At 45.7% G+C, this 1,366-nt stretch carries 1 protein-coding gene; it reads left to right on the forward strand.

From position 1 onward, the window contains the following. Nucleotides 1-1,366, forward strand: a 1,366-nt coding sequence (locus tag KVT34_RS29460; RefSeq protein ID WP_217563211.1) for a beta-ketoacyl reductase, incomplete at both ends; no start/stop codon positions are given.

Below are 1,366 nucleotides of genomic sequence, written 5' to 3' on the forward strand. Positions count from 1 at the left end.
GGAAGGATATGCTGCCGGTTTATCGGGACTGTTGAAAACGGCGCAACTGGAGAATCCAAGTTTAACGGCCCAATTAATCGAAGTGGATCGCAAGGCGAGCGTGACAGAGGTCGTACAAGAAAATCGGACTCGCGTAGAAGATCAGGTGCGCTATCAAGACGGTATCCGTTACGTATCCCGCTTAAACGAAATCCGCGCAGGGGAGGATCAGGGAGCGATTCCGTGGAAAGACAACGGTGTGTATATCATAACCGGCGGGACAGGCGGACTTGGACTAATCTTTGCGAAAGAGATTGCTCGTCAGGTGAAAAAACCAGTATTGGTACTAAGCAGTCGAACCCCCGATAAAGCAAGTGTTCGAGAAAAAATCAAGCAGCTGGAGGAAACCGGAGCAAAGGTGGTATTGAAAGAAGCCGATATAAGCGTAGAGAGTGAAGTAACGGAATTAATCGGGGGAGTGCATGAAGAATACGGCCGCATAAACGGGATCATTCATTGTGCCGGGGTCCTGCGTGACAATTACATTATTAAAAAAACAAAAGAGGAGTTGGGCGAAGTATTTGCTCCCAAGGTACGGGGAGCTGCCTATCTCGACCAGGCCAGTAAAGATGAGGCGCTCGATTTCTTTATCCTATTCTCGTCCGGATCGGGGGTATTGGGCAATCCGGGTCAAGCGGATTACGCGGCAGCAAATGCATATATGGATGTGTACGCTGAACATAGAAATGCGTTAACAGCTAAAAAGCAACGACATGGACGCACACTGACCATCAATTGGCCGCTTTGGAAAGAGGGGGGGATGCAGGTAAGTAAAACTGCCGAGAAGTTGATGCAAGGGAAAGGATTAGAAGTTCTGGATACGATTAAAGGACTTCATGCATTTTACCAAGCATGGGCCTCGAATTGCAGCCAGGTCGTTATAGTAGAAGGAGACGCTTCGAAATTAAGACGGCAACTTTTAACCGATGGTGAAGCTAACACGGGAACTGAAGAACAAATGCAAGGCAAAACCGAAGGGACAAAAGACGCGGATAACCGAGCGCTTGAGAACAAAGTACAAAAAGCAACTGCCCGGATTGTTTCGAAAATATTAAAAATAAGCATCGATCATATTGACTCAGACACGGAATTATCCGACTTCGGATTTGATTCGATAACGCTAACCGAACTAGCCGATAGCATAAATAATGAATTTGAACTGGCGTTAGATCCTACGGTGTTTTTTAAATATACTACGATCAAACAATTTTCAGCGTATACGATCCGAGAGTATAAAGAAATCATGATGAGAACTTTTTCAGTATCAGAAGGAGCTCCCATAGGATCAAAACCCGAGAATGAAATCCTTGCCAAACCAATGGAAAAG

The sequence above is a fragment of the Paenibacillus sp. GbtcB18 genome (assembly GCF_019091125.1).
GTDB lineage: Bacteria > Bacillota > Bacilli > Paenibacillales > NBRC-103111 > Paenibacillus_F > Paenibacillus_F chitinolyticus.